Genomic DNA, 25,741 nt, shown 5'->3' on the forward strand with positions numbered 1-25,741 from the left:
GTCTTCAATCGTCCAGGAGATCCAAAAACTCCTCCACCCGCACGAATGGGTCCTCTTGCCCCCTGCTGGCATAGACGACCCGATCGCCATCGCGCTGCAACGAACGCGCCTTGGATTTCCGCAAGCGCCCGGGGAGGAATGTCGCCGCGACGGCCTCGTGCCCGACATCCAACCTGACGATGCCTCGTCGCTTGCACTCGATCCTGAGCCTGGCTGCAGCGAAGAAATCGTGGGCCGGCTGCGGCAGCTTGCCGAAGCGGCGGGACGTCTCCTCCTCAAGGTCTTCCAGATCGTCCTCGCTGCGACACCTGGCGGCGCGGCCATAGATTTCGAGCCGAACTGATTCCGACTGCACATAGCTTGCAGGCAACATGTCCGCGAGCGGGAGGTTGAGATCGGGCACCCACAATTCGCCGCCGCCGTCGCTGGTCTTCTCGGAGGCCAGCTTCAGGAGATGACTGTAGAGCACCGGTCCAAAGACCTGCACGTGGCCGGACTGCCGTTCCGAAAACAGGTCGCCCGCTCCTCTGAGGTCCAGATCGCGCTCGCTGATCGCAAAGCCCGCGCCCGGTCGACTAAACTCCTCCAGAACGGCCAGGCGCTTTTCGGATTGCTCGGACGTCGAGTCGGTCAGCAGATGTGCGAAGGCCCGCGTTCCGCCGCGTCCGACCCGCCCTCTGAGCTGGTGAAGCTGGGCCAGGCCGAACTTTTCGGGCCAGCACACCACGATGGTATTCGCCCTGGGAATATCGAGCCCACTCTCTACGATGTTGGTTGCCAGCAAGACGTCCGCGTCGCCTTCAACGAAGCGCATCATCCGGTCGTCGATGTCATCGACGGGCAACCGGCCGTGGAGAGAGACGATGCGGAGATCGGGAGCCACCGATTGCACGCGCGCCAGCATCGGATCCAGATCCTGGATGCGCGGACAGATCAGGAAGCTTTGCCCGTGTCGCCTCTGCTCTCGCAGCAGCGCCGCGGCAATGGCCGCATCCGACAGCGGTGCGATCCTGGTTACGATCGGGAGACGATGGACGGGCGGGGACGCGATGACGCTGAGGTCCCGAAAACCTGCAAGGCCCGCCGCAAGGGTTCGCGGGATCGGCGTGGCGCTCATCCAGAGCGCATGGGCACCTTTTGCCAGCCCGGACAGCATCGCCTTCTCGGCCGCGCCAAAATGCTGCTCTTCGTCGATGATCACGAGGCCAAGGTCAGCAAACCTGACGTCCTTCGCGGCTAGCGCCTGCGTGCCGACCACGACTTTGAGTTTTCCGCTGCGCAGCCCTTCCTTCGCCGCCCTCGTCTCCGGCGCCGAATTGGCGCGCGACAGGCTTGCGACCTCGATACCGAAGGGACCGAACCGCTTGCGAAACGTTTCGACATGCTGCCTTGCCAAGACCGTTGTCGGCACCGCAATCGCCACCTGCTTTCCCGCAAGCGCGACGGCGGCTGCCGCCCGCAATGCCACCTCGGTCTTGCCAAAGCCGACGTCGCCGCAGATCACGCGGTCCATGGGATGACCTGACGCCAGATCATCGAGCACGTCCTGAATGGCTTTTGCCTGGTCCACCGTCGTGAAATAGGGAAAGCGCGCGACGAACCTCTCGTATCCCGGACCGGGAGGGACCAGTTTGGGCGCGCGCCGACGGCGGCGCTGGCTGATGTGTTTGGCAAGCTGTTTTGCGGCAGCCTGGATCTCCTGCTCCGCCTCGGTGCGTCGAGCCCACCACGTACTTCCGTCCGCCCTGTCCAGCGCCAGCTTGCCGCGCTCCGCCGCATACGGCCAGATCAACGCAAGATCGGCCGGTGGAACGAGGATCGCGTTGTCTCCGGCGGAGGCCAGCCTGATCATCTCCCGCCGCGTCCCGCCGCCCATGTCGACGGTCTGCAAGCCATCGAGCAAGGCCAGCCCGCGCTGCAGATGGACGACAACAGAGCCTTGCTCCGGTACATCGGGGTGATCGAACGCGGCGTTCCAAGCCCTGGCCATGGGCTGCGGATGATGAGCCCGGCTGCCGAGCACGTCGGATGCCGTCACGATGACGAGCGGCTTCTTGCCAACGCCAACGAAGCCGACATCGAAATCAGCCAACAGCGCGCCTTCGTCGCTCCGTGCCTTCGTCACTGCGTTCCAATCGGCGAACCGCTCGGCCTTGATCCCGCTCATGCGCTCCATTGCGCGCAAATCGTCCTCGACGGCCGCGACGAAAAGCAGCCGCGATCCTGCGCGCTGGGTATCGGCGACGAATGTGCGGAAAGCCTTTCTCGGCGTGGGGACTTTCGAAAACTCCTGCGTCGGGCTGAAAGCCGCTTTTCGCGGCAGCACGCTCATCCGCTTCTTCAGCCGCTTCCACTCCCCTTCGCCCAAATACTCGCGTTCCGCTTCCCTTCGGCCGGCCTCCTTGATCGTACCGAGCCAGCTTTCGGCGTGGGCCAACACCCCGGCATCCACAATCCACCGGGCGCGACCGCAATAGTCCGGTAGCGTTGCTCGCTGTGCGCGCTTGCCTCCAAACGCGAGCCGTTCGGACATGGGATCGACGATCAACTCCTTGGTCTCGAAGACGACTTCGTGCTCGATGGGGTCAACGGCCACGATCCGCCGAACCAAACCATCAGAGTGCTCTATCCTGAACGGACCAAGCGCGCCCGCGGGAAACACCTCGAAGGTCTTGCCGTGGAACAGAACGCCCCCCGGGTACTCCGCCTCCTCGTCGAGATCGTAGCCAAGGGCGGCCAGTCGGTCTTCCAGCTCCTGCTCGGAGAAAGCCGCCTCCACCTTCAGGCTCAGGCTCGACCGCAACCAGTTCGCCGGCGGCGGAAGGCGCTCCATGATGGCCTCTGCCGTCGACACCAGGAAAACGGGTTTCTTTGTCCTGGCCAGACGCCGCAATACCGCGCTGCGCCGGCCGGCAATCTCTCGCGACGGCTCAAGGCCATCGAATGGCAGGGTATTCAACCGCGGAAACACCAGCACATCGACCGAAGGATCGAGCGCGTGGATGATGCCGCCGAGCCGCTCCGCCCGGTTCTCGTCTTCACAAAGGAAGACGATGCCGTCGCGGCCGGACTTTCCCCATTGTTCGAGAAGGTGGAGGGCCACCATGCCAAGCGGCGAGGACGAGGAGATCGCGAAACGCGGTGGGCTCTTCTTTTTCTTCGTCGCGCCAATCGTGGCGCGGGCCTTTTTGGGATGCCCCACGTCGAATCCATCGATGTTTCATAAGAGGAGTTGGTCGACGCTGGTAGCGCAATTCCGCCCGCAGTGTCCAACGACCTCTTACGCGCTCGTAATCGTGTTGACCAGCGTTCGCGGGTGCGCCGAGTTCCAGCCTAAAGCGCGATGGCGTTAGGTCGAATCGTCATCGTGCTTTAGCTCATTGTTTGAGCATGATCTTTTCGGAAAACCGCTGTGCACTTTTCCGGATCATGCTTTAGTCGTCTTGCGACAAGTTCTTTCGCGACGGAGGCGCCGTAATCGCCCCTCCCTCGCCGACCGACAGGTCGCGGCCGCCCTGCTCGGGGCGCTCGGCCTCGTCCTTCTCGGGATCCGGCCTCTGAGAAATAGGCACGTCCCGTGGCTTCTTTGGCATCGTCGGCCTCCGCCACGATAAGACGCGAGGCCCGAAATCGTTCATTGCCTATTCATCTGCGACAACGCCACCTGACGCCGTCGGAGCTTTCGAACCCAATCTGCAGCTGCAACTTCTGAACGTGCCGGCAGAATCGAGGACCAACGCGGTCATTTTCGCACGAAGAGCCAGCTAGTAGCCGATTGCAGCCCCGTCACTGCGCGGGTCAGACCCTCCACCCAGGATTCCGGTTTGTGGATCGACCGTAATGCCGTGAGCGTGGCCGGCCATCTCGTTCCATGCGCCCCAGCGATTGATGATGTGCCCCCTCTGCGCAAGCGCCCGCAGGGTCTCGTCGGGAAGGCGGCCTTCCAGGTGCAGGGTGTCCCGCGCCTCGCCAAGCCCGAACCGGCCGGACAGGAAGCGTGGCATTTCGATCGCCTCCTGGATATCGAGGCCAAAATCGATCATCGCCGAATAGAGCTGCAACTGGATCTGCGGTTGTCCGTCCGCCCCCATGCAGCCGAGCACGCTCCACAGTCTGCCATCGCGCTTGGCGATGGAAGCGATCAACGTGTGCAAGGGAATCTTGCCGGGTTCGAGGCGATTGGGATGGTCGGGATCGAGTGAGAAGTAGGCGCTGCGGTTCTGGAGCACCACGCCGGTGCGGCCGGCAACGAGGCAGGATCCGAACGCGCCATATAGACTCTGGATCAGCGAGACAGCATTGCCCTCCCCGTCGACCGCGGCAACATAGACGGTGTCACCGGCGAGACTCCCGTAGGACGGGACCTGGTCCCATCGCAGCGCCGAGCGGATGTCGATCAATTCGGCGCGCTTGGCCGCGTATGATTTGGAGATCAGCCTTTCGACCGGCACTTCGGCGAAGGCGGGATCGGCGAGCACGCCGTCGCGGTCGTGATAGGCGATCTGCTTCGCCTGCACCATGAGATGCACGCGCTCCGGTCCGAGCAGATCCCTTTTGTGCAGCTCATAGGGTTCGAGCAGGTTGAGCATCTCGAGCACCGAAAAGCCCTGGGTCGGCGGCGGGGTGTTGTAGATCTCGACATCGCGGTAGCGGCCCACAAGTGGCGCGCCCCAGCTCGCCGTCTGCTGCTCAAGATCAACGTCTCGAAAGAAGCCTCCCGCCTCGCGCGCGAAGCGTGCCAGCTCTTCGGCAACTGCCCCGCGGTAGAAGCCGGCCCAACCCGCATCCGCAATGGCTTGCAGCGTGCGGGCGAGATCCGGATTTGCCAGCTTCGCTCCGGGCGCCGGGGTCTCTCCACCGGGCAGGAACAGCGCGGCAGCCTCAGCCTGTCGTGCAAGCTCGCCCCGCATCAGATCGATGAAGCTCGCAAGCCGAGCCGTGACGGGAAATCCGTCCCGCGCGCAAGAGATCGCGTTCTCGAGTACCTTCGCAAGCGGCAGTCGCCCATGTGCCTGATGGGCTTCGGTCCAGCTTGCGACTGCGCCAGGCACCGTCAGCGTCGCAGGAATGATTCCGCGCAGTGGGATCTCGCTCATACCCCTCTCGCGCAACGCTGCCAGCGATGCCGTGCCGGCCGCCTTCCCGCCACCGTTGAGGAATTTGACGGCGCCGCTGCGTCCCTCGTGGATCAGCCAGAACGCATCGCCGCCGAGCCCCGTCCTGTGCGGATACATGACCGCCAGGACGGCGCTGGTGGCAAGCGCGGCATCGGCGGCGGAGCCGCCTGCACGCAAGATGTCGATGCCCGCGCTCGAGGCCAGCGCATGCGGCGACGTCACCATTCCGCGCGGCGCAAGGGTCACGGGGCGACCGGTGGTGATCTCCATGGCAGGCCCCCTCAAAGATCAGATGCGCGGCGCCCGGGTGAAGCCGCCCAATGCTTGCTCGACCAGCTGGGCAAATCTCAGCGTGGTGCGGTCCCCGAGATAAGGTCCCACAATTTGCACGCCGGCCGGCACACTGCCGACCATCCGGCCCGTCGGAACGGCGGTGGCCGGTAGATTGGCGACCGTGACGAGACCGGGCCAGGCCAGATTGTCCATGTATGGGACCGTGCGGCCGTTCACGGCGAGGCGACGGGTAAATTGCGCGGCGAGATCGAGGCGCTCGATGTCGTGCGGGAACGCCACCGTCGGCGTGACCGGGCATAGCAGCACGTCGTAATCGGCGAAGAAACGACGCCACGCGCGATAGAGCTGGTGCCGCTGCTCCGTCCCCGCGAAGAACTGCGGCAGTGTCTGCCGAACCGCGTCGGCAACACGACGCGGATAGCTGCCGCTCTCGGCCACCTCCCCCGCAGCGAGGAGGGCCTCGCGCGCGGGCGGCGGCAGCCCGGCGCCGATGATCCCGAACAGGGTTTGCAGATAGACGTCGTAGCTTGCAGCGGGATCAATGGCTGGCCGCGCGGCCCTGTCGACCGTTACGCCGATGCGCACGAGATCATCGACCAGTCCGTCGATCGCGGCCGCGTAGCCGTCGTCCAGCGGGTAAGCCTGCGCATCGTTCCAGACCGCAACGCGAAAGGACCGGAGGTCGTCATGCCGCGGTGCCGGCAGCCGCAACTGCGCGCCGGCAGCCTCGACGTCGGACGCGCCGAGCACGACGTCGAGCAGCAGCTCAAGATCGAACGCGCTGCGGGCCAGAGGTCCGGCGACACCGAGCTCCGCGGGTGCGATGTGGCCGGGCGGTGGTGGAATGTGTCCCTCGGTACTGACGAGACCATAGCTTGGCTTGTGGCCGTAGACGCCGCAGAAATGCGCCGGCACGCGGATCGAGCCTCCGATATCGCTGCCGAGCTCGAGCGACGTCAGCCCCGCCGCGAGCGCAGCGGCCGAGCCTCCGGAGGAACCGCCGACGGTGCGCTCACCATCCCATGGATTGCGCGTCAAGCCGAACAGCGTGTTGCGGGATTGGTGGTCGGCGGCACCCGCCGGCAGATTGGTCTTGCCGAAGATGACCGCACCGCCCGCGCGGATTTTTGCGACCGTGACGGCGTCCTCACGCGGCCGATAATCGCGCAACTCCTCGAGCCCGCAGGTCGCGGCCATGCCGGCGACGGCGAAGGAATCCTTGATGGTCATCGGCAGGCCGTGCAGCGGCCCGGTCGTTTCACTGCGCACCAGCTTCTCGTCGGCGATGTGCGCCTGGCGGCGCGCCCCTTCTTCATCCAGCGCGACCACGGCATTGCAGGATGGATTGACGCGTTTCACCCGATCGAGATGCAGCTCAAGCAGTTCGAGCGCACTGATGCGCCGCGACGCAAGCAACGTCTTCTGCTCGGTTGCGGTGAAGAAACAGGTTTCGTCTGCAGACATGGCAATTATCCCAATTGTCCGGCTTTTTCGGCCAGCGGTGCGAGGCCGAACGCAGCCGGCGCCTTCCGGCCGACGCCGAGAAGCCGCAGGCCGAAGTGGTCGCGCAGCGGCGGCCACAGCCCCCGCGGCGACCAGAGCATCACGATGACGGCGACGGTACCCAGTGCCACCAGGTACCAGCCGGCGGATATCCCAAGCTGGTCCGTGATGACCTCGCGCAAGCCGAAGAATATCACCGTGCCGATGACGGGGCCTTCGAGCGTGCCGATGCCGCCGATCATCACGATGAACATCATGTAGACGACCCAGTTCACGTCGAAGGCCGCCGCCGGAGAGACATAGAGGTTTCCGAGGAAAGACACGGCGCCGGCAAGTCCGCAGCCGGCCGCGGACAGCACGAACACGATGAACCGGTTGCGCTGGACATCGACGCCGACGCTCATCGCGGCAAGATCGTTGTCGCGCACGCTCATCAGGCCAAGACCGAAGCTCGACCGCATCAGAAGGAACAGGCCGCCGATCGTCCCGAGAGCCAGCGCGCCGGCAGTCCAGAACAGCACCGGCTCGAACCAGTCGAGGTCGAGCAACCGGCTCGATTTCAGCGGCAGACCGGACGTGCCGCCGAGCCAGGTTGCCTTCATCACCAGGGCCGCGACGATCTCGGAGAACACCCACATGGCAATCGAGAAATAGGCCTCGCGTAGCCGGAACAGCGGCAGCGCGATGACGGACGCAACCAGCGCGCCGGCAAGTGGAGCGACCGGCAGAACCCAATAGGGCGACAGATCGAAGGTGTCGGAAATCAGGAACAGCCCGTAGGCACCGATCCCGACGAAGACCTGATGGCCGAAGGATACCAGGCCGGCATAGCCCGCGAGCAGATTCCACATCTGCGCCATGGCCAGGATCAAGAGGCACTCGGTCGCAAAGCGCAGGGCGCCCTCGCCGAGCAGCAGCGGCCCTGCGGCGAGCAACACGGCAGCGACGGCACAGGAGATCGTGATTCCCTTCGACATCGATCAACCCCTGCTCGCGACAAGACCCGCGGGACGGATCAGGAGCATCACGAAGAACAGCAAGTGCGCATAAAGCAAGCCCGCATTCGCGTCCCATTTCAGGCCGACCAGTTGTGCCATTCCGAGCACGATCCCGCCGAGCAACGCGCCCCAGAACGAACCGATGCCGCCGAGCACCACGACCTCGAAGGCGATCAGCAAACGCTCCACGCCGGAGAATGGCGTGAAGCTCGAGCGCACTGCGAGCAGCACACCGCCGATCGCGCCGAGCGCCAGCGACAGACCCATGACGTAATTATAGACGAGCTCCGGCTTGACGCCGAACAGCCGGACAATGTCGCGGCGGTCGGCGGTCGCACGCACGATACGTCCAAAGATCGTGCGCTTGAGCGCCCACTGCAGAAGCAGGAACAACAGCACTGCCGCGATCAACGTCAGCAAGGGCATGACGCCGATGCTGAGTCCGAACAGCTTGATGCTCGCGCGCGAGAGCTCGCCCAGCTGGAGCCCTCTGACGTCCGCGCCGAAGACTTCGACCATCAGGTTGCGCAGGACGATGGAGACGCCGAAGGTCAGCAGCAGCGGTGCGAGCGGATCCGGCGCCCGCGCCACTCGATTCATGATGACCGCCTGATAGAGATAGCCGACCACGAAGGCCGCGATCACGACCGGAATCAGCACGAACAGCGGGTGGACTTGCGGAAAAAGGCTGACCAGGATCACCGCGAGATAGCCGGCAAGTACCATGAACTCGCCATGGGCGATGTTGACGAGCCGCATCACGCCGAAAACGAGCGCAAGGCCGATGCCAAGCAGGCCGTAGAGACCGCCCAGCAAGGCTCCGTTCACCAGCGTCTCGATCCAGGCCATTTCCCCTCGCTCACATTCCAAAATAGGCTTGCGTCAATTCGGCAACGCTGACGTCGCCTGCCTTTGCCGTCAGCGATACGCGCCCCTTCAGCAGGCAATAGATGCGGTCGCTCGCGCTTGCGGCGCGCTTGACGTCCTGCTCGACCAGCACCAGCGCCGTTCCTTCCTTGCGGATGTCGTTGAATGCGCCGTAGATCTGCTCGACCATGACGGGTGCGAGCCCCAGCGAAATCTCGTCGCACAGAAGGAGGCGCGGGTTGCACATCAGCGCGCGTCCGATCGAGACCATTTGCTGCTGCCCACCCGAAAGCTGCCGCGGCAGGTGGCCGCGCCGCTCTTCCAGCGCCGGAAACAGGTCGAACACGCGACGCAGCGTCCACGATCCCGATCGCTTGCTGACCTGGCCCATCAGAAGGTTCTCCTCGACGGTCAGGGTGTCAAACAGCATACGCCCCTCCGGCACCATGCCGAGACCAAGGCGCGCGATCGTCTCCGCCGGCGTGTCCTGGATGTCGCCACCATCGAACCGGATCCTGCCCTGCTTGCTGTCGATCAGTCCGACCAGCGCCCGCAGGAACGTAGTCTTGCCTGCGCCGTTGGCGCCGACCAGCGCAACCGCCTCGCGCTCGGCCACGCAGAAGGCAAGACCGAACACCGCCTGGAGGTCGCCGTGAAAGACGTCGAGGCCCTCGACTTCAAGCAACGTCATCGGCGGTCAATCCCATGTAGATTTCCTTGACCGTGCGGCTTTCCATCACCTCTCCCGGAGGGCCGTCGAGCACCTTGCGACCGAAATTCAGCACGAGGATGCGATCGGCCACCGCGCGCAAGGCATGGGGGATGTGCTCGATCCAGATCATGGCGTGATCGGCCTTCACGCCTGCAATGACCTCGATCAGCCGCTCGACCTCCGGCTCGGTCAGTCCGGCTGCGATCTCGTCGAGCAGGATCAGGCGCGGCTTCGAGGCGAGCGCCTTGGCGAATTCGAGCCGCTTGCGGTCGATCAGCGGCAGGGCGCCGGCGATGCGGTCCGCCTTGCCGGCAAGCGAGGTGCGGCAAAGCACGTCCATGGCCCAGTCGGCCGCCGCCGCGCCATGCAGGCCGCCGCCATAGGTCGCTGCCACCAGCAGGTTCTCGTAGACGGAGAGATGCGGGAACGGCTGCGGGATCTGGAAAGCCCGCCCGATGCCGAGGCGCACGCGGCGATGCGGCAGCAACTCGGTGATGTCAATGCCATCGAGCGTAATCGAGCCGGCATCCGGCTTGATCAGCCCAACGATCAGGTTCAGCACCGAACTCTTGCCGGCACCGTTTGGTCCGATTACGCCCAGGCATTCGCCGAGCGCTAGCTCGAAATCGAGATCATCCGCGACCCGGATGACCCCGAAATTCTTGCAGAGACCTGCAACGCGCAGCACTTCAACCATCTGCTTACGTGTCCGCGTCGATCCGTATCCCGCTCAGGCGAGCTTCGATAGCAGTGCGAGATCGGCCTGCTTCGGAATGAACGGCGCGGTGCCGTTGTGCACGATCAGGAGCTCGTAAGACGACTTGCCGCCCTTGGTCTTGCGCCATTGCCCGCCGGACAGCGAAGTCACCGCGACATTCTTGATCGGGCTGCCCTTGAACTTGACGGGGCCGACGACGGTTTCGAGATCGAGACCGGCGATGGCATCGCGCAGCGAATTCTTGTCCTTGGGGTCGCTGTTGCGCAGCGCCGCGAAGCCGACCTCCCAGAGCGCGTGCGCATAGCCGATCGGCTGGGTCCATTGCTTGCCGGTCGTCTTCTCCCATTCGGCCGCAAGTTCGGCGGCGCTCTGGCCGGTGAGCGAAGATTTGAACGGATAGGCCGGCGTCCACCAGACCTCCGTCGACATGCCGTCGCCGCGATCACCGAGCGCATTGACCGCGCTCGGGAACAGAAAGGCCGCCGCCACCGTGCAGATCTGGGGTTTGAAACCAGCCTGCGCGGCCTGGTTCCACAACGTTACCCAGTGATTGCCGTAAGTGAATCCGGAGACGATGTCCGCGCCGGCGTTCTTGAACGCCGAGACCTGGTTGGAGAAGTCGTCCGTCGCGATCTGAAAACTGCCGGTCGAAATCTCCTGCAAGCCGGCCTGCCGGATACCCGCCGGCAAGCCCAGCTTCTGATCGGAGAACGCCGTTCCGGCCGGGTTGTCGATATAGAGCGTCCCGACCTTCTTGTTGGTCTCGACCGACTGCCACATGCCGACGAAATTCTTCACGACGTCATCGGCCCCCCAGAAGAAATGGAACGTATAGGGAAAGCCCTTATCGGGCGTCGACTTGCGCGGGAACATCCAGCCCTGCCAAGGCAGCATGGTCGAGATCGTCGGCACACCGCGCGCGTCGGCGAGCTCGCCGATCGGGATCTCGGCATCGCCATCCTCGACCAGGATGAGATCGCATTTTTCGCGGAGCACGAGCTCGCTCGCCACCACCGAGGCGCGATTCGGATCGGACTGGTCGTCCTTGATGACGAATTCGACCGCGTAATTCTTGCCGCCGATCTTCAGCCCATCCTTCACCAAAGCCTTCATCCGCTCGTGGATCCAGGGGTCGGGCTCCGCGAAGGCCGCGCGCACGCCGGACAGGCAACCGGCCCAGCCGATCTTGATCGTCGTCGAGGCCGCGCCGGCGATATTGACCAGCGGCACGTTGCTGGCCGCGGCAAGTCCCGCAGTGCCGGCCGCCTTGAGCAGGCTACGCCGGCTGATCTTTCCGCCGCCAACCTTCGTCGCTGTGAACTTGTTGGTCTCGCTCACGACATGCCTCCTGCAAATCATCCGTTGATTTAGAACCGTTCCGTCTCATGCCGTCGATCGCACAATGGCCTCGCGGCTGATCTTGCCGAACCGCGCGAGCGTGTGCTCGATCGCCTCCCTGGAGATGTCGCGGGTGATGAAGATCAGGCGCGAACTGCGGTCGTCCAACGGCCAAGCGTCCAGCGCGATTGGCGGGTGCAACACGTGCTGAACGGCATGCACGACAACCGGCCCCTGCGGTCGGTCGGCGACGTTGACCAGTGCCTTGAAGCGCAGCAGGTCGTCGCCTTTGAGCGCGGCAACATAGTCGAGCCAGCGCGAGAACGCCGCCCACCGGATCGGCTCGTTCACGACCAGGCTGAAGGAGGAGACTCCCGAACCGTGCGCGTGATGATTGTGATGATGTGAGGTACGCGACTGCGTCGCTGTCGCGGCCGCGGCCCTCGCGAACCAGCTTGCGACCTGCTCCGACCGCGCTTGCGGCACGAACAGGCCCGCTTCGAGCACTGCACCCGGTTCGACGGATCCATGGTTCACGCGCATCACGGAAACGGTCGGATTGATCGAACGGATCCGCTGCTCCACCGCCGCAACAGTATTCCCTTCGGCAAGGTCCGCCTTGGTCAACAGAATGCGGTCAGCGACCGCGATCTGCTTGATCGCTTCGGCGTGATTGTCGAGCGAACGAAGCGCGTTGACCGCGTCGACGGTAACCACGACGCCATCGATCCGATAGCGGGCAACCACGTTTGGTGCCGTCATCAGCGTATGCAATACCGGCACGGGGTCGGCGAGGCCGGTGGTTTCGATCAGGACGCGACGGATCGGCGGCAGCTTTCCGCCGGCTTCCCGCGTCGACAGATCTGCGAGCAGCGTGACGAGATCCTCGCGGACCGAGCAGCAGACGCAGCCATTGTCGAGCAGCGCAAACCGCTCCTCGCTCGTCTCGACCAGAAGATGATCGAGCCCGACCTCGCCGAACTCGTTGATAACAGCGACCACGCCGTCCATGCCGGCTTGCCGCAGCAGATGATTGAGGACCGTGGTCTTGCCGCTGCCGAGGAAGCCGGTCAGCACGGTTACGGGAATGAGCGGAGCGCTGGTCATCGGCGGCGCTCGTAGACCTTGCGACCTTCGAAGAAGGTCATCTCCACATTGGTCTCCGCGATCTGATCGACGGGGATGTCGAACAGCGCCTGATCGAGCACGATCAGGTCGGCGGACTTTCCGACCTCGATCGATCCCGTGATCGTGCCGAGGCCCGCGGCGCGCGCGGCATTGATGGTGTAGATCTCGATGACGGTTTCGAGCTCGAGCGCCTGCTCCGGCCAGAGTGAGGCGCCGGGAAAGTCGCCGGCGGGATTGCGCCGCGTCACCATGCCCTCGATGCCGTGCCAGGGGTCGGGATTGGGAATGACCGGCCAATCCGAGCCGCCGGCCATCAGCGCACCGACGATCTTGAGGTCGCGGTTTGGCCAGAAGCGCTGCGCCCGCTCCGCGCCCATCGCCGCCTTGTGCGCCTCGAGGAACACGGTCGGAAACCAGATGATCGGCGAGAGGTCAGCGGCGACGCCGAGTTCGGCAAATCGCGGGATGTCGTCGGGCGTGATGTAGCTCGCATGCGCGATGTGATGGATGAGCGTGGTCGGTCCGTCGAACGAGCGCACCACCTCGATCGCATCGAGCGCCTGCGTGACGGCGGCGTCGCCCGCGCAGTGGATCTTGGCCGCGAGTCCCAGCTTCTCGCATTTGCCGAGCCAGCGGATCAGCTCCGGCACCGTCAGCATGGTGGCGCCGCGGAAGCAGCAGCCGCGCACGGGATCGGCGACATACGGCTCGTGGAACGCGGCTGTCTTGGCGCCCGGCACGCCGTCCAGAAACATTTTTGCGTAATCGGGCTTCACATGGGCGGAGCGATACTGACCACGTAGCGCGAACAGTTCCTCGCCCGCCGTTCCAAACATGAAGCCGGGCTCAACGATCGGCATGGCGCAGACGGCCCAGGCCGAGAGCTCGCCGCGATCATCGAGCCCTTTCAGCGCGGCGAGAATCGGTTGCATGCTCGCGGCATCGACGAAACCCGTGACGCCGAACGAATTGAGCACCCCGATCGAACGCGCGACGGCGGCGCGGTCCATCTCCGGCGTGTAGTGGCCGGCCTTGGCGAGCGCGCGCTCGATGATGCCGGAGGCCGCTTCCACCATCAGCCCGGTCAGACGGCCACTGCGGAGGTCCCGGCCAATCTCGCCGTCGATGGGATCAGGCGTTTCGGTCGTGATGCCTGCGATCCGCAAGGCCTCGGTGCTGGCCCAGCGATTGTGATAGCTGTCGTCGCGCAGCAACACGGGATGGCCGAGGCTCGCGGCGTTGAGCTCGGCTGCGGCGGCGTCGGTGTTGAGCTTTTGCAGGAGATCGTTGCCGAACTGGCCGCCGACGATCCAGCTTCCGGGAGCAGCCTTTGCAGCGGCCTCCTTCACGGCGCCGGCGATCTGGCTGATCGAGTGGTTCGACGGGAAGCGCAGTTCGTAGAGGTCCGCCTGGCCGCCCATCATGATGTGATTGTGGATGTCGATGATGCCCGGCATGGCGGTGCGGCCGCCGAGATCGACCACCTTGGTGTCGCTGCCGACGAACGACTTGACGTCGCCTTCCTCGCCGACGGCGACAAAACGCCCGGCCTTGACCGCTGCGCAACTCGCCCAGGGCTGATCGCGATTGACGGTGTAGATCCTGCCGTTTCGGAACAGCGTGTCGGCGCTGGTCTTGATGTCGCTCATTCCCGGATCCCGATTGTGAGAGGAGCTTGTTCCGCGTGCGCGTTCGTCACAATCAGCCGTTCGGTTGATGAGGCCGCTGCAAGGCGCGTCAGCCCCATTGCCGCTCGACGGCAAAGCCGGTTTCGGGAAGCGTCGTCCCGCCGTCGACCACGATGGTCTGTCCCGTCACGTAGCTTGCCTGCTCGGAGGCGAGATAGAGCATGGCGTAGGCGACGTCGTCAGCGGTGCCGATCCGCCCCATCGGAATGTGGCGGGCGATGCGCGACAGGTTATCCGCCGTGCTCAGCGAGCCTCGCCCCGGCTTGGAAATAAAGCCCGGCTCGACGACGTTGGCCGTGATGCCGTCGCGGGCAAGCTCGAAGGCGGCGCCCCGAATGAAGGCGTTGACGCCGGCTTTCGCCACGGAATAGTGCGCGCCGCCGCCCATCGCCAGGCGCGACGAGATCGAAGACGTCACCAGAATGCGGCCATATCGCCTGGCGCGCATATGTGGAACGGCCGACTGAATGAGCCAGATTGCCGAAGTGAGATTGATCGACAAGGCCTGTTCGAGCCTGTCTTCATCGAGGTCATCGAGGGCCGCCCAGGGACAGCCGCCGGCGTTGTGGACGAGGATATCGAGCCGGTCGAACCGGCTAATCACCCGATCGACAAGGTCACCGAGGCCGGACCGGTCAAGCCTGTCGAATGTCGTCGTACTCACGCCAAGACCGCGGCGGCTCAGATCGACAGCAAGCGCATCGGCCACATCCTGGGAGCGGTTGGCGATCACAACATGGGCGCCTGCTTCTGCGAGGCGGGTCACGATTGCGGCACCAATGCCCCGCCCGCCGCCGGTGACCAGGGCCATTCGCTTCGTCAAATCGAACGGCGACGCCATGATCAGATCACTCCTGCATCCTCCACCAACCCAACGAAGCGCTCGAAGACGTCACCATGCCGATCGACATCGGCCAACGACGTCGCCGGGCAGGTCAGCAGCATGCCGTGGAATGGCGTAATCAGGATTCCTTCATTCATGTAGAAGGCATGCATCAGCGTCTCGAGATCGGGCTGTCGTCCGGCGATCACGTCGGCACCGTTGCGCGGCGCATTCGGCATGAACATGATCTCGATGCGGGCGCCGATCTGGGTCGCATGCCAGGGTAATCCTTTCCGGCCGATGACGTCGCGGGCGCGCGCGGCCAGGCGCTCGGCATGCGCGATCATGCTGACATAGGCCGGCGCCGTCAGCACCTCCTGCAGCACCGCGCGCATCGCGGCGACCGCCAATGCGCCGCCCGCCAACGTGCCGCCGAAGCCGAGATGCGCCGATTGCCGCTGCCGCGGATTGACCGGGGGAACGATGCGCCAGAGCCGCTCCGCGGTGGCGTAGTCGAGACCGAAGATGCCCGCCGGAATGCCGCCGGCAATCGCCTTGCCCGCGACCAGGATGTCCGGCTCGAGACCGTGAAGCGCCGTATAGCCGCCCGGCCCGCACGACAGAGTATGCGTCTCGTCGATGATCAGTACCGTGCCCGCCCGGCGCGTCGCATCCCGCAATGACTGATGGAACCCATCCGCGACCGGGATCATGCCGAAATTCGTCATTATCGGCTCGGTGAGCACGCAGGCGACGTCGCCTGAGGCCAACGCCGCCTCCACCGCCGCGACGTCGTTGAATTCGACAACGTTGGTCACCGCGTCGTAGTTGACGGCGTTCGGGTGGATCATGTTGCGCAAACCGATCCGCCCGTCGCGGATCTCGACATGCGCTTCGTCGACGCCGCCGTGATAGCAGCCGGAGAACACCAGGACCTTGGACTTGCCGGTGATCATGCGCGCGATGCGAATAGCCGCACGGTTGGCATCTGTTGCCGACGTTGTCAGGGTCCAATAGCGAGGACCGAACCGGCGCGACAGTTCGGCGCCAACCCAGAGGCTGTTCTCGGTCGGCAGCATCATGGTGGCGCCGCGCTCGATCTGTCGCGTCACCGCGCGCGTGACGGCGTCCGGCGCATGGCCGCACATGGCACCGGTGTCGCCGAGGCAGAAGTCGACGTAGTCGCAGCCGTCGATATCCCTCACATGCGCGCCCAAGGCCGTGTCGACACAGATCGGAAATCCTCCGGCCCAACGGCGCATCCAGTGCGACGGCGCGCCATAGAGGAAGTGACGCCGGCCTTCCCGCCATGCGGCCGCAGAGCGCGGATGCAGGCGAAGGAAGCGCGCCTGCTCGTCGTTGATCAGCCGGTCGAGCGTCGCCGCCCGTGCTTCTGTTGCTACCGTCACAGCGCGATCCAGGCCGTTTTCCGATCGGTGTATTCGTCAAGCGCGTGCAGCGACTTGTCACGGCCGAAGCCGGACTGCTTGAAGCCACCGAGCGGCACCGTCACATCGGTGCCGCCATAAGCGTTCACGTGCACCACGCCGGCATTGATCGCACGCACCATCCGGTGTGCCGTGCGAAGCGAACCTGTCCAGACCGCGGCTGCCAGCCCGTAGTCGCTGGCATTGGCGAGCCGCACCGCGTCCTCCTCGTTCTCGAACCGGGTCACCGCGAGCACCGGCCCAAAGACCTCCTCGCGCCAAAGCTTCATTTTGGAGTCCACGCCGGCAAAGATCGTCGGCGCCATGTAGTAGCCGCCGCTCTCTTCATGTAGTCGCCCGCCGCCGCACAGCCGCTCGCCACCCTCTTCCTCCGCTCGCCGCACGACGGCAAGATTCTTGCGCAACTGCGCTTCGCTGTTGACCGCACCGATATCGAAGGCGAGATCGAGGGGATCGCCGATCCTCAGCTTGCCTGTGACCGCGAGCAGTTCGCTCATGAACTCGTCGTAGACCCCGGACTGCACCAGAAGCCGCGAGCCGGCGACGCAGACCTGCCCGGAGTTGCGAAAGATACCGTTCGCCGACACCTTGGCGGCCTGCTTGATATCCGGGACATCGGAGAACACGACGTTCGGCGACTTGCCACCGAGTTCGAGATAGACCCGTTTCAGATTGGAGCGCGCTGAATATTCCAGGAGTCGCCGGCCAACCGGGCCTGATCCCGTGAACGCCAGCACATCGACGTCCATATGCAACGCCAGCGCTTCGCCAGCCGTGGCGCCGCTCCCGGTAACGACGTTGAGCACGCCATCGGGCAATCCGGCTTCCCTCGCCAGGACAGCCAGACGCAGCAGCGTCAGCGAAGCAGCCTCGGGCGGCTTCACCACGACGGAATTGCCGGCGGCGAGCGCGGGCGCGATCTTCCAGGCGCCGATCATCAAGGGAAAATTCCAGGGGACGATCACCCCGACGACGCCGAGCGGCTCGCGATGAATGAGCCCGAGCACGTCCCGACCGGTCGGCGCGATTTCGCCATAGACCTTGTCGATCGCTTCCGCATAGTAGCGGATCGTCGCAACCGCCGATAACGGCTCGGCCTTGTACGCCATCCCGATTTCGGTGCCATTGTCACGCACGCCAAGGACCGCGAGTTCCAAGGCGTGCCGCTCGACGAGATCGGCGAACCGCAACAAAACTCTCTTGCGCTCCGCGGGCGCGGCACGCGACCATGCGCCACCGTCGTAGACCCGTCGCGCTACCTGCACCGCGCGATCGATGTCACCGGCATCGCCGTCTGCGATCGTCGTCAGACGCTTGCCGTCGATGGGAGAGATCACGTCCAACCGGGCGCCGCCCGCGCTCTCGACCGCAACACCTGCGATCAGATGCTGCTGCGGGGAAACGCCCGTTGCGCGCAGCGCGTCGATTTCAGATTGCAACATGAGCGAACTCGGCGTGGAAACGTTGAATTCGACGGCTGCGCAGCCGATCGTGATGGTGCGCATCATTCAGCTTCGACGCGGCGTCTCTCACAATCCACCGATAGGTGGATGTCATGCATCGCAGCAGCTTCATAAATTTGCCGCCAACAATCACCCTGCGCACTGCCACGGCCCATTGCGCGTCCATTCGCCAGACACCGGCATTCCGAAGACATGACCAACAGATCACGCCCGCGCATCCTGCTGATCGGCACCGGCGATACCAAGGCCGACGAGCTCCTGTTCATGCAGCGCTGCATTGGTGAAGCAGGCGGCGTGATTGTCATGATGGACATCAGCGTGCTCGGCGACCCCCCTTACAAGGCGGCGCACGACAAGCATGCGGTGGCCGCCGCAGCCGACAAGACGATTGAGGCCGTGATCGCCAGCGGCGATGAGAATTCGTCGATGACCTTGATGGCACTCGGCGCCTCCCGCTTGACCAGGCGGCTGTGCGACGACGGCGAGATCGATGGCATGATCACGATCGGCGGCACGATGGGCACTGATCTCGCGCTCGACGTCGCACTCGGCCTGCCCCTCGGCTTCCCCAAGCTGATCGTATCGACGATCGCATTCTCCCACCTGATCCCGCCGGAGCGCATTGCCGCGGATCTGATGATGATCTTGTGGGCCGGAGGCCTGTACGGACTCAATGGCACCTGCAAGGCCGTGTTGTCACAGGCCTGCGGCGCTATCGTCGGCGCATCCCGCAGCGCCATTCGGCCGCGGCCGCAGCGTCCGATCGTGGCGCTAACGTCTCTGGGCAAAAGCTGCCTCAGCTACATGGTCGAGCTGAAGCCGCAGCTTGAAGCACGCGGCTACGAAGTCGTCGTGTTTCATACCACCGGCATGGGCGGCCGCGCGATGGAATCGATCGCCGCGCAAGGCGGGTTTGCCGCGGTGCTCGACCTCAGCCTCCAGGAAGTCGCCAACCAGTTGATGGGCTCGGTGGTAAATTCCGGCGCGGACCGCCTGATGAATGCAGGCCGCCATGGCATCCCCCAGATCGTGGCGCCCGGCGCCATCGATATGGTGGACTTCCCGGCTTGGCTACCGGTGCCAGCAGAACTCGCCGATCGTCCATTTCATGCGCATAATCGCCTGCTCGCGTCCGCGACCTCGGGTCCCGAGGATCGCCGCCGGATCGCGCGCGCGATTGCAGCGAAGCTTGCAGAGGCGACGGCCCCGATTGCCTTCGTGCTCCCGACCGGCGGCATCCAGCAATGGGACCAGGAGGGCGAGCCGCTGCACGACCCGGAAGGGCTGCGCGCGTTTGTCGCGGAGATGCGCGCCGCGATCCGCGCACCGGTCGAGCTTCACGTGATCAACGATCACATCAACGAGCGCGGTTTTGTCGAAAAGGTGCTCGCGATCTTCGACCGCTGGGTCGCCGATGCCGTCGTTCCCGCCGGCAAGGTTGCGGTAGAACGGATATGACCGCAACTGCGGCAAGCGCGCTGGTGCTGGATTTCGGCGGGGTGATCTCAAAGACCCTGTTCGAAACCCATGATGCGACGGAAGCCGCGCTCGGCCTTGCGCCGGGGACATTGACCTGGCGCGGGCCTTTCGCCGAGGACACTGACCCGCTCTGGTCGACGATGCAGCGTGGGGAATTGTCCGAGCGCGACTACTGGCGCACGCGCAGCCGCGAGGTCGGCCAGCTCGTCGGCGAGCACTGGCAGGATATGCAGACCTTCGTCCGGCGCGCACGCGGCGCTGATCCGATGCTGGTCATCCGCCCGGAAGCCGAGCGCGCGATCCGCATCGCAAGCACGGCCGGCCGCAAGCTCGCCATTCTCTCCAATGAGCTCGACCTGTTCTATGGCGTGGACTTCCGGCGCAAGCTACCGCTGCTCGAGCATTTCGACGTCATCGTCGATGCCACCCACACCGACATTCTGAAGCCCGACCCGCGCGCCTATGGATCCGTGTGCGATGCCCTCGGGCTCGCCCCTGGATCTTGCGTCTTCGTCGACGACCAGGAGCGCAACATCAAGGGCGCGATCGCCTGCGGGCTCCCGACCGTCTGGTTCGACGTCCGACAGCCCGAAGACTCTTACCGGAAGGCCCTGCACTTGCTCGGCCTTGCCTTCGATTGACGACAAGCGGAGCCATCCATGCGCGAAATCAATTTCCTGGTCGAGAACAATGCCCGCCGCATCTGGCATCCAATGGCGCATCCCAAGGACATGCAGGACCATCCGCCGCGCATCATCATGAAAGGTGAAGGCATCTTCGTCACCGACATCGAAGGCAAGACTGTGCTTGATGCGGTGGGCGGTCTCTGGAACGTGACGCTCGGCTATAGCTGCGATCCGATCAAGAAGGCAATCGCCGATCAGCTCACTGAATTGCCCTATTACTCCGGCTTTCGCGGCGTCTCCACGGGACCCGCGATCGAGCTCGCCTATGAGCTGACCGAATGGTTCAGGCCGGAAGGCATGGTGCGCGCGTTCTTCACTTCAGGCGGATCCGACTCCGTCGAGACTGCGCTGCGGCTCGCGCGGCAATACTGGAAGATCAGGGGTCAGCGCGACCGCACCAAATTCCTGGCATTGAAGAAGGGCTATCACGGCACGCATTTCGGCGGCGCCTCGGTGAACGGCAACGCCAATTTCCGTCGCAACTATGAGCCGCTGCTGCCCGGCGTCTATCACATCCCCTCGCCCTGGACCTATCGCAATCCATTCAACGAGACCGATCCGGCCAGGCTCGCGCGGCTCTGCGCCAATGCGCTCGCCGACGAGATCGAATTCCAGGGGGCCGACACCATCGCCGCCTTCATCATGGAGCCGGTGCTTGGCGCCGGCGGAGTGATCGTGCCGCACGAGAGCTTTATGGGCCTGGTGAGCGAGATCTGCGATCGCTACGGCATCCTCCTGATCTCGGACGAGGTTGTCACCGGCTTCGGCCGGAGCGGCGCCTGGTCCGGCGCGCGGCTCTGGAACGTCAAGCCGGACATGATGACGATCGCAAAGGCCGTGACGTCAGGCTATTTTCCTCTGGGTGCCACCATGATCGGCGACAAGATCGCCGAAGCCTTCGAGAGCGACGAGACGAGTTTTGGTTCGATCGGCCACGGCTACACCTATTCCGGCCATCCCGTCGGCTGCGCGGCCGGCATTGCGGCGCTGGCTGAAACGCGCCGGCTGAAGCTCGACGTCAAGGCGACAACCTCCGGCGCCGTGCTCAACGAGGCGCTTGCAGCTCTCAAGCAGAAGCATGACATCGTCGGGGACGTTCGCGGCAAGGGTCTGATGGCGGCACTCGAACTGGTCGCCGACCGCGGCACCAAGAAGGCGCTCGACAAGAAGATCGTCGGGAAGATTGCGGACGCGATCTACGATGCCGGCGTGATGGTGCGCGTCTCCGGCAGCAACATCATCCTCTCGCCGCCTCTGATCATCACCGCCGACGACGCGAGAACGATCGCACGTGCGATCGACCACGGCCTCTCGGCTGCCTGACGAGAGACCGGAGCAGCCGCGCTAGTTCGGCCGCGCCATCAGCGCCACCACAGCGGAGCGCGTCTCCACGCCGAGCTTCTCGAAGATATGGATCAGGTGCGTCTTCACCGTCGCCTGGCCGATCTTCAGGCACTCGCCGATCTCGCGATTGGTGCGGCCGCAGCACAGAAGCCGCACCACGTCCATCTCGCGGCTGGTCAGGCCATAGCGTTGCCCGTCATCGGATGCGGCCGAGCGGCCGACAAGGTTGAACTGGAGATACTGGTGAATCTTCCGGGCGATGGTCACGGCGCCCTCCGGGATCCTCGCGTCCCTGTCCCATGCGACACTCATGCCAGCGACGATCTGGTCGCCGCGCCGGAAGAAAAAATCGACCATGTCGACGATCCCGCACTGATCGACGAAGGAGCGGTACAGCGCCGTCTCGCGCGGCTGCCGATCGGCAATCGTGTTACTCAGGCGTGCGACCGCAAGGCCCCCCGCATGACGAGGATGCTGCGGGTCAAACTCGCTCATACCCTCGAGATACTGCCGATGAAACGGCTCCGGAATGCCGGACAGAAGGAAGCGCCTGAGGTTATAGGTCTCGTCGACCTCATAGAAAGCGGTCGCCGACCCGTCCAGCATGGACTGGGCAAAATGCACGGCTTCGCTCGTTGCCGGATCCGAGCGGCCCATGAGCATCAGCATGGCCTACCCTCCTCGATTCCACTCCATTCGGGACATCTGGCGCGTCCTCGCATAAGCGACGCTGGGACACGCACAGCACTTAGTCAAGCAATTTCCGGACCACGGCTTTTACGTGACATGAACTTCGGTCCGGTCGGATTTGCGCCTCCACCGATTGGTTGATTGACGGGGCAGTGATCAACGGCCGCGACGCGGCCAAGCTCGACAGGACCGCCACTGAATTGCGAAGCATTGCGCCAAGGCGACGTCACCGCCGTGGCGCCGACGTCACCACCACCGACGGTCAGGCGCCGCGCCTATTTCAGGTAACTCGCGAGATTCATGCTCAGAATTTTTCCGAGCGCCGAGTAGGACGCGGTGAGTTGGGACTGGTAGGTCGAGAGCTGCGCCGTGATCGCCGCAACGTCGACGCTGGTCAGGTCGCTCGACAGCGTCTCGGCAAAACCCTTGTAGTCGCTCTGCCGGGCGGTCGCCGTCTCGATCTGCGAGGCCGCGCTCGAAAGCCTCGCCTGCACGGCCGCCGTGTCGTCGAGCGCTGTGCCCGCCAGATCGAGCGCCGCGGTAATGTCGGAGGACGACAGCGAGGTGCTGTTGGCCACGAACTTCAGGACGCGCATCACCTCCTCGAACGCCGAATTGTCAGCGGTCACGCCATAGGAGACGGTCTGGTCCGCGGAGACGCGGACCGAGGCGATTTCGCTGTCCCCCGAATAGTAGCTGGTATCCGCGGTCGTCGTCGATCCGGTGCCTGAGGCAAAGCTCGTGAGATCGACCGGCGCCGTCTCGGTCTTGCCGCCGGCAAACACATATTGGCCGTCATACTGCGTATTCAGCAGCGAACCCATCTGCTCCAGGAGTTGCTGCGCGGTTGATATCACCGAGCTCGTCTCGGTTGAGCTGCCGGTCGAGGCCGCCGTGAGCTGCGCACGCAGTTGCGTGACGATGTCTGTCACCGAGCCGACCGCGGAGTACATCACCTGGACCCTGCTGTCGGCGAGCGTCGCCGCGTCGATATGGGATTGCGCCCGTGTCACCGAAACCTGGAGATTGACCACGTGCTGCGCGGTCGAGCCATAGCCACCGAAATCGGTCGAGGTCACCCCGGATGATTCCTGGATCTGCTCGTTGGCCATGACCGATTGGATGCGCAACGCGTCCGCGATCATGGTGTTGGACTGCGCGAAGGTTGCAACCCGCATCGCCATCGGCACCTCCTCCTTTAGGCCGATTGCACGGCGGTGAGAAGCGCCGAGTACATCGTGTTGATGGCCTGGATCAGCGCGGACGCCGCGGAGTATTTGTTCTGCAACGTGCTCAGCCGCGCCGACTCCTCGTCGAGATTCACACCCGACTGCGAGGAGAGCGAGCTCGCATAGGTCGACTGCGCCGTTTCCTTCGCTGTGTAGGTCGAGGAGGCCTGCGACGACTTGCTCGCGACGTCCGAGACGATCGTGGCCGCATAGTCGGCAAAGGAGCCCGTGGTCGCAGCGAGCCCGCCAGCGGCCGCAAAACTGCGCGAGCCGGTCAGCATGTCGTAGAGATCGTTGACAACAGTGGCCGAGCCCGACGACAGCACCTGGCTGCCGACCGTCAGCGTCGACGACGAATCCAGCGTGGCGAGCGGCAACTCGGAGGTGCCGGACAGAATGCTGCTGTTGACGGCAAAGTCCGCGGCGCCGGTTCCGGTGACGATGTCGTTCAGTCCGAAATATACGGAAAATCCCTCGCCGGAGCTGCCGACGGAGCTGGTCATCTCGCTAGTCGCGATGCCATTGCCGGAGCCCGTCGCGGAGATCGAGAGATGACCCTTGGCATCGACCGACGCCGACAGGCCGGAAATGCCGTTGATGGCGGTCACGAGGTCGCCGACCGTCGCGTAGGACGACAGGTCGAGATCGCTATAGGACACCAGATTGCCGCTCTGGTCGGTGACGGCAAGGCGCACCGTACCGGTCGCCGAGAGCGCGTCCGTGCTGGCGACCGCCGACGTCCCGGTCAGGCTGGTCGGCGGCGGCACCGACGAGGCGCTGTTCGACACGCCGTTCAGGGCGGAGGCGAGCTGTTGGGCAAGCTGGTCGAGCTGGGACTGTGCGGCAGGCAAGGTCTTGTCGCGCAGGGCGACGAGCGCGCCGATGTCGCCGCTCGTGATCTGGGACGTGATGTCGACACCATTCACGGTGATGGCGCTGAAACTCGTCGATGACGTGACGCTGGCGGCGGTCGTGTAGCTGATCGTGTGCGCGGTGCTGTCGACCAGCGCCTGGCCAGACGTCGTGTAGACCTGGAGGTCGCCGTTCGACGCGGTAAAATAGCTGACGTTCATCTTCGACGCGAGCTCCTGCAGCGCAGTGTTGCGCTGGTCCTCCAGGTCGGCGGTCGACTGGCCGGACGCGGCGACTTGCTTGATCTCAGCGTTGAGGTCGGCGATCTCTTGCAGATCCTCGTTCGCGTCGTCGACCGAGGAGGCGATGTCCTGGTCAGCATTGGAGCGGAGTTTCTGGATGCCGGCCGAGGTTTCCCGAAGCTGGCTCGCGACGTCGTCGAGCGCGCTCACCACGTTGGATTGCAGCGACGCGCTGCTCGGCGTGCTTGCGAGCGATGACAGCGCCGACTCCAGCGAGGCCAGCGTATTGGCGAGTGAGGTTCCAGTCGACGAGCTGTCCGAGGTACCGGTCGAACCATATAGCTTCTGCAGCGAGGTCAGATAGGTGTTGGTGGTATCGGCCGCGCCGAGCTCCGAGGTGGCGCCGATCAGCGACTTCAGCAACAGCTTGTCAACGGTCGAGCTGATGCCGGTCACCGTGACACCGGTGCCGACACCGTTAGTGACGCTGCTCGACTGGTTCGCGGTCTTCCGGGTATAGCCGGTCGTGTCGGCGTTGGAGATGTTCGACGACGTGACGCTGATCTGGACCTGCGTGGCCGAGAGCCCGCTGAAGGCGACCAGTCGTGCGATATCGAGCGACACAGCGGCCTCCCCGTTCCGTCAGGCGCGCCGGCTGGTGCCGCTGGAGACGGCCCGTGCGGCGGCGACACGGCCAGAGGCGCCATAGGGTGACACCGCGGCGATCTGCTCGCGGATCGCCTGCATCACCGCCTCGATCCGGCGGTTGCTGGCCTCGATCGCCGCACGCAATCGCACGAGGTTCTCGTCCATGGCCAAACGCAGCTTCAAAATCCGCTCCATCAGCTGCTCGCGCAGGATCCGGTCCTTGACGTGCAGGCTGGTGGTGCCGCCGGCGCATTCGGCGACGGTCCGCTCGAACAGCTCGGCCAGCCGGTTCTTCTCATCGACCTGCTTCATGCGCGAGGCGGGCAGCCCCTTGGCGAGCTCCGCATTCTCTTCGGCAACCAGAGTGGTCAACACGTCGATCAGCGCGATCAGCGACTTGATCCGGGTATCGCCCGCAGCTGCACTGGTCCTGGTAAGCTCTGCCTGTTTCATGTTCGTTGCCTTCACATCATT

General features: G+C 64.5%; 22 protein-coding genes. 4 read left to right on the forward strand and 18 right to left on the reverse strand.

Annotated elements, in window-relative coordinates; translation table 11 throughout:
* Positions 1-4 precede the first annotated feature (4 nt).
* The 14 genes from KUF59_RS35650 to KUF59_RS35715 form a co-directional block, all read right to left on the reverse strand.
* Complete coding sequence (locus KUF59_RS35650) at positions 5-3,106, reverse strand: DEAD/DEAH box helicase (protein ID WP_212461437.1); 3,102 nt, start codon at positions 3,104-3,106, stop codon at positions 5-7.
* Between the two features lie 328 nt (positions 3,107-3,434).
* Entirely contained in the window at positions 3,435-3,593 is a 159-nt protein-coding gene (locus tag KUF59_RS35655) for a hypothetical protein (protein ID WP_212461353.1), read from the reverse strand.
* A 171-nt stretch (positions 3,594-3,764) separates the two neighbouring features.
* Positions 3,765-5,387, reverse strand: coding sequence for a gamma-glutamyltransferase (gene ggt, locus KUF59_RS35660; protein WP_258767820.1), 1,623 nt, complete (start codon positions 5,385-5,387; stop codon positions 3,765-3,767).
* A gap of 18 nt (positions 5,388-5,405) precedes the next feature.
* The gene (locus tag KUF59_RS35665; protein ID WP_212461355.1) at positions 5,406-6,875 is read right to left on the reverse strand and encodes an amidase; all 1,470 of its coding nucleotides are present in this window, start codon (positions 6,873-6,875) and stop codon (positions 5,406-5,408) included.
* Between the two features lie 5 nt (positions 6,876-6,880).
* Positions 6,881-7,891, reverse strand: a complete 1,011-nt coding sequence (locus KUF59_RS35670; protein WP_212461356.1) for a branched-chain amino acid ABC transporter permease — start codon at positions 7,889-7,891, stop codon at positions 6,881-6,883.
* Between the two features lie 3 nt (positions 7,892-7,894).
* The gene (locus KUF59_RS35675) at positions 7,895-8,761 is read right to left on the reverse strand and encodes a branched-chain amino acid ABC transporter permease (RefSeq protein ID WP_212461357.1); all 867 of its coding nucleotides are present in this window, start codon (positions 8,759-8,761) and stop codon (positions 7,895-7,897) included.
* A gap of 10 nt (positions 8,762-8,771) precedes the next feature.
* Positions 8,772-9,470, reverse strand: coding sequence for an ABC transporter ATP-binding protein (locus KUF59_RS35680; RefSeq protein WP_212461358.1), 699 nt, complete (start codon positions 9,468-9,470; stop codon positions 8,772-8,774).
* Entirely contained in the window at positions 9,457-10,188 is a 732-nt protein-coding gene (locus KUF59_RS35685; protein ID WP_212461359.1) for an ABC transporter ATP-binding protein, read from the reverse strand. Before KUF59_RS35685 ends, KUF59_RS35680 begins: the two co-directional genes overlap by 14 nt.
* Positions 10,189-10,221: 33 nt before the next feature.
* A complete protein-coding gene (locus KUF59_RS35690) occupies positions 10,222-11,547 on the reverse strand; it encodes an ABC transporter substrate-binding protein (protein WP_258767821.1) in 1,326 nt (441 codons plus the stop codon).
* Between the two features lie 45 nt (positions 11,548-11,592).
* A complete protein-coding gene (locus KUF59_RS35695) occupies positions 11,593-12,654 on the reverse strand; it encodes a CobW family GTP-binding protein (protein WP_212461360.1) in 1,062 nt (353 codons plus the stop codon).
* Entirely contained in the window at positions 12,651-14,324 is a 1,674-nt protein-coding gene (locus tag KUF59_RS35700) for an amidohydrolase (RefSeq protein WP_212461361.1), read from the reverse strand. Before KUF59_RS35700 ends, KUF59_RS35695 begins: the two co-directional genes overlap by 4 nt.
* An 88-nt stretch (positions 14,325-14,412) precedes the next feature.
* Positions 14,413-15,204 carry an SDR family oxidoreductase gene (locus KUF59_RS35705; protein ID WP_212461362.1) on the reverse strand — a complete coding sequence of 264 codons (792 nt, stop codon included), beginning with the start codon at positions 15,202-15,204 and terminating at the stop codon, positions 14,413-14,415.
* Between the two features lie 2 nt (positions 15,205-15,206).
* Positions 15,207-16,595 carry a transaminase gene (locus tag KUF59_RS35710; protein WP_212461363.1) on the reverse strand — a complete coding sequence of 463 codons (1,389 nt, stop codon included), beginning with the start codon at positions 16,593-16,595 and terminating at the stop codon, positions 15,207-15,209.
* Positions 16,592-18,073, reverse strand: a complete 1,482-nt coding sequence (locus tag KUF59_RS35715) for an aldehyde dehydrogenase (RefSeq protein WP_408918130.1) — start codon at positions 18,071-18,073, stop codon at positions 16,592-16,594. Before KUF59_RS35715 ends, KUF59_RS35710 begins: the two co-directional genes overlap by 4 nt.
* A gap of 1 nt (position 18,074) precedes the next feature.
* Between KUF59_RS35715 and KUF59_RS35720 the strand changes: the two genes are divergently transcribed.
* From KUF59_RS35720 to KUF59_RS35735, 4 genes are read left to right on the forward strand one after another with little or no spacing between them, the layout of a single operon-like run.
* On the forward strand, positions 18,075-18,293 hold the full coding sequence (locus KUF59_RS35720) for a hypothetical protein (RefSeq protein ID WP_212461365.1): 219 nt from the start codon (positions 18,075-18,077) through the stop codon (positions 18,291-18,293).
* Complete coding sequence (locus KUF59_RS35725; RefSeq protein ID WP_258767822.1) at positions 18,290-19,555, forward strand: Tm-1-like ATP-binding domain-containing protein; 1,266 nt, start codon at positions 18,290-18,292, stop codon at positions 19,553-19,555. The genes KUF59_RS35720 and KUF59_RS35725 overlap by 4 nt, the downstream gene beginning before the upstream one ends.
* On the forward strand, positions 19,552-20,217 hold the full coding sequence (locus KUF59_RS35730; RefSeq protein WP_212461367.1) for an HAD family hydrolase: 666 nt from the start codon (positions 19,552-19,554) through the stop codon (positions 20,215-20,217). The genes KUF59_RS35725 and KUF59_RS35730 overlap by 4 nt, the downstream gene beginning before the upstream one ends.
* A gap of 18 nt (positions 20,218-20,235) precedes the next feature.
* The gene (locus KUF59_RS35735; RefSeq protein ID WP_212461368.1) at positions 20,236-21,585 is read left to right on the forward strand and encodes an aspartate aminotransferase family protein; all 1,350 of its coding nucleotides are present in this window, start codon (positions 20,236-20,238) and stop codon (positions 21,583-21,585) included.
* Positions 21,586-21,606: 21 nt separating this feature from the next.
* Here KUF59_RS35735 and KUF59_RS35740 read toward each other — a convergent pair whose 3' ends face one another.
* The 4 genes from KUF59_RS35740 to KUF59_RS35755 form a co-directional block, all read right to left on the reverse strand.
* Positions 21,607-22,275, reverse strand: a complete 669-nt coding sequence (locus KUF59_RS35740; protein WP_212461369.1) for a helix-turn-helix transcriptional regulator — start codon at positions 22,273-22,275, stop codon at positions 21,607-21,609.
* A gap of 296 nt (positions 22,276-22,571) precedes the next feature.
* Positions 22,572-23,480, reverse strand: coding sequence for a flagellin (locus KUF59_RS35745; RefSeq protein ID WP_212461370.1), 909 nt, complete (start codon positions 23,478-23,480; stop codon positions 22,572-22,574).
* 14 nt (positions 23,481-23,494) lie between these two features.
* Positions 23,495-25,243 (reverse strand): flagellar hook-associated protein FlgK, encoded by a 1,749-nt coding sequence (gene flgK, locus KUF59_RS35750; protein ID WP_212461371.1) that lies wholly within the window; start codon positions 25,241-25,243, stop codon positions 23,495-23,497.
* An 18-nt stretch (positions 25,244-25,261) separates the two neighbouring features.
* On the reverse strand, positions 25,262-25,720 hold the full coding sequence (locus tag KUF59_RS35755; protein ID WP_212461372.1) for a flagellar protein FlgN: 459 nt from the start codon (positions 25,718-25,720) through the stop codon (positions 25,262-25,264).
* Positions 25,721-25,741 lie beyond the last annotated feature (21 nt).

This window comes from Bradyrhizobium arachidis (assembly GCF_024758505.1).
Taxonomy (GTDB): domain Bacteria; phylum Pseudomonadota; class Alphaproteobacteria; order Rhizobiales; family Xanthobacteraceae; genus Bradyrhizobium; species Bradyrhizobium manausense_C.

Excerpts from the sequence above, each read along its gene's own strand:
- KUF59_RS35650 (WP_212461437.1), bottom strand. The coding sequence starts at position 3,106 with ATGGTGGCCCTCCACCTTCTCGAACAATGGGGAAAGTCCGGCCGCGAC.
- KUF59_RS35655 (WP_212461353.1), bottom strand. The coding sequence starts at position 3,593 with ATGCCAAAGAAGCCACGGGACGTGCCTATTTCTCAGAGGCCGGATCCC.
- ggt (WP_258767820.1), bottom strand. The coding sequence starts at position 5,387 with ATGGAGATCACCACCGGTCGCCCCGTGACCCTTGCGCCGCGCGGAATG.
- KUF59_RS35665 (WP_212461355.1), bottom strand. The coding sequence starts at position 6,875 with ATGTCTGCAGACGAAACCTGTTTCTTCACCGCAACCGAGCAGAAGACG.
- KUF59_RS35670 (WP_212461356.1), bottom strand. The coding sequence starts at position 7,891 with ATGTCGAAGGGAATCACGATCTCCTGTGCCGTCGCTGCCGTGTTGCTC.
- KUF59_RS35675 (WP_212461357.1), bottom strand. The coding sequence starts at position 8,761 with ATGGCCTGGATCGAGACGCTGGTGAACGGAGCCTTGCTGGGCGGTCTC.
- KUF59_RS35680 (WP_212461358.1), bottom strand. The coding sequence starts at position 9,470 with ATGACGTTGCTTGAAGTCGAGGGCCTCGACGTCTTTCACGGCGACCTC.
- KUF59_RS35685 (WP_212461359.1), bottom strand. The coding sequence starts at position 10,188 with ATGGTTGAAGTGCTGCGCGTTGCAGGTCTCTGCAAGAATTTCGGGGTC.
- KUF59_RS35695 (WP_212461360.1), bottom strand. The coding sequence starts at position 12,654 with ATGACCAGCGCTCCGCTCATTCCCGTAACCGTGCTGACCGGCTTCCTC.
- KUF59_RS35700 (WP_212461361.1), bottom strand. The coding sequence starts at position 14,324 with ATGAGCGACATCAAGACCAGCGCCGACACGCTGTTCCGAAACGGCAGG.
- KUF59_RS35705 (WP_212461362.1), bottom strand. The coding sequence starts at position 15,204 with ATGGCGTCGCCGTTCGATTTGACGAAGCGAATGGCCCTGGTCACCGGC.
- KUF59_RS35720 (WP_212461365.1), top strand. The coding sequence starts at position 18,075 with ATGAGCGAACTCGGCGTGGAAACGTTGAATTCGACGGCTGCGCAGCCG.
- KUF59_RS35725 (WP_258767822.1), top strand. The coding sequence starts at position 18,290 with ATGACCAACAGATCACGCCCGCGCATCCTGCTGATCGGCACCGGCGAT.
- KUF59_RS35730 (WP_212461367.1), top strand. The coding sequence starts at position 19,552 with ATGACCGCAACTGCGGCAAGCGCGCTGGTGCTGGATTTCGGCGGGGTG.
- KUF59_RS35735 (WP_212461368.1), top strand. The coding sequence starts at position 20,236 with ATGCGCGAAATCAATTTCCTGGTCGAGAACAATGCCCGCCGCATCTGG.
- KUF59_RS35740 (WP_212461369.1), bottom strand. The coding sequence starts at position 22,275 with ATGCTGATGCTCATGGGCCGCTCGGATCCGGCAACGAGCGAAGCCGTG.
- KUF59_RS35745 (WP_212461370.1), bottom strand. The coding sequence starts at position 23,480 with ATGGCGATGCGGGTTGCAACCTTCGCGCAGTCCAACACCATGATCGCG.
- KUF59_RS35755 (WP_212461372.1), bottom strand. The coding sequence starts at position 25,720 with ATGAAACAGGCAGAGCTTACCAGGACCAGTGCAGCTGCGGGCGATACC.